This is a genomic window from Stenotrophomonas sp. 3diitr2024 (assembly GCF_042136455.1).
Lineage (GTDB): Bacteria > Pseudomonadota > Gammaproteobacteria > Xanthomonadales > Xanthomonadaceae > Stenotrophomonas > Stenotrophomonas sepilia.
Genome location: NZ_JBHHMJ010000668.1, coordinates 1 through 1,229, shown reverse-complemented (window position 1 = coordinate 1,229; position 1,229 = coordinate 1). Strand labels below are relative to the sequence as shown.

Sequence of the window (1,229 nt, the reverse complement as noted above, 5' to 3'; positions counted from 1 at the left end):
CGAACCGGGGCCGGGACGGCGAGCCAACGTCAGCCTGCAATGGTCGTGGCGCTGAAAGGGGTAGTGCGGGCCGCTGGCCGGCATCGCGCCGTGCACGACGTCAGGAGGTTGCCGGCCAGCGGCCGGCACTACCCGTAAATCGGGGCCGCTGGCCGGCATCGCTCTGTGTAGGGCAGCCCAGACCTTGCCGGCCAGGGGCCGGCACTACCGGTCAGTCGGGCGCCTTGGCCGGTACGAACGGCGAGGTCGGGTCGCTGGCCGGGAAGGTCTCCTCCAGCGCCTCGTCCTGGTTGTCGCTGGCGCGCTGCTTGCGTTCGCGACGTTTGAGCGGGCTTTCCTGGCCGCCGCGATGGCGGTCGCCGCCATCCTTGCGGTCCTGGGCGGCCTGTTCAGCCTCGTGCTTCACCGGCAGATGGTCGCCACCGTGCTCGGCGTCGTAGAAAGGTGCGCCGGTGCCGCGGTAGTCGGCATTGTCGGCATCGCGCTTGCCGCGCTGTTCACCGGGAATGGGCGGGTGGTTTTCCCGCAACGGGTCTCGGGAATTCTCTCGGCTCATGGTCTGGCTACCTGCGCTCGGGGCTCCCACTACACCGCGCCACAGGTAAAGCCGCCGCGAACCCGGCGTCATGAACATCTCGCTCACCCCCCGGTAACGGCACCGCGCGTATTCCTGCCCACCCGCCCCCGCTGCAGGAGCCGGCCATGCCCCGTCTTGAACGACCCGCACCGTCCGTGTTCAACGCCCTGCTCGATCCGCTCGGCCAGCGCACCGCACAACGCCGCACGCGCCGCCATGAAGATCCGCAGGCGGTGGCGCAGGACTACCTGCAGTACATGCTCAGCGACTACGAAGAGCGTCGCGGGCAGAACCACCCCAACTGGCGCGATCTATGCCCGGTCTATGCCTTCGCATTGACCACCCACGCTGCGGACTGGCCGCGCGGTGACGCCGCGGATACCTGTGAGGAACTGGCCGAACACTGGGAACAGATGCGCGGGCAGTCGCGGTTGAGCTGGTCGCAGGCACGGCCGGTGGTGGAAGACGCCTGGCGCGCGCTGGATCATATTCCTGCGGCGGCGGTGAGGCCGCTGCTGCAGTAGTGCCGGCCGCTGGCCGGCATTCCGCTGCCCCAACGGCAGATGAGGCTGCCGGCAACGGGCCGGCACGATGCACCGGGACCAGATCGGGCTTCTGCTAAAATCCGGGGTCCATGTCGCGTACCTCATAC

The 1,229-nt window shown here is 68.9% G+C and carries 2 protein-coding genes; one reads left to right on the top strand and one right to left on the bottom strand.

Features of this window, described 5'->3' with window-relative positions:
- Positions 1–211 precede the first annotated feature (211 nt).
- The gene (locus ABGA94_RS17085; RefSeq protein ID WP_053496719.1) at positions 212–556 is read right to left on the bottom strand and encodes a hypothetical protein; all 345 of its coding nucleotides are present in this window, start codon (positions 554–556) and stop codon (positions 212–214) included.
- Positions 557–702: 146 nt separating this feature from the next.
- Here ABGA94_RS17085 and ABGA94_RS17080 point away from each other — a divergent pair, with 146 nt between their 5' ends.
- Positions 703–1,101 carry a hypothetical protein gene (locus tag ABGA94_RS17080; RefSeq protein WP_375367837.1) on the top strand — a complete coding sequence of 133 codons (399 nt, stop codon included), beginning with the start codon at positions 703–705 and terminating at the stop codon, positions 1,099–1,101.
- Positions 1,102–1,229 lie beyond the last annotated feature (128 nt).

Bases quoted from the DNA above. Each gene is read 5' to 3' on its own strand.
- ABGA94_RS17085 (WP_053496719.1), bottom strand. From the start codon at position 556: ATGAGCCGAGAGAATTCCCGAGACCCGTTGCGGGAAAACCACCCGCCC.
- ABGA94_RS17080 (WP_375367837.1), top strand. From the start codon at position 703: ATGCCCCGTCTTGAACGACCCGCACCGTCCGTGTTCAACGCCCTGCTC.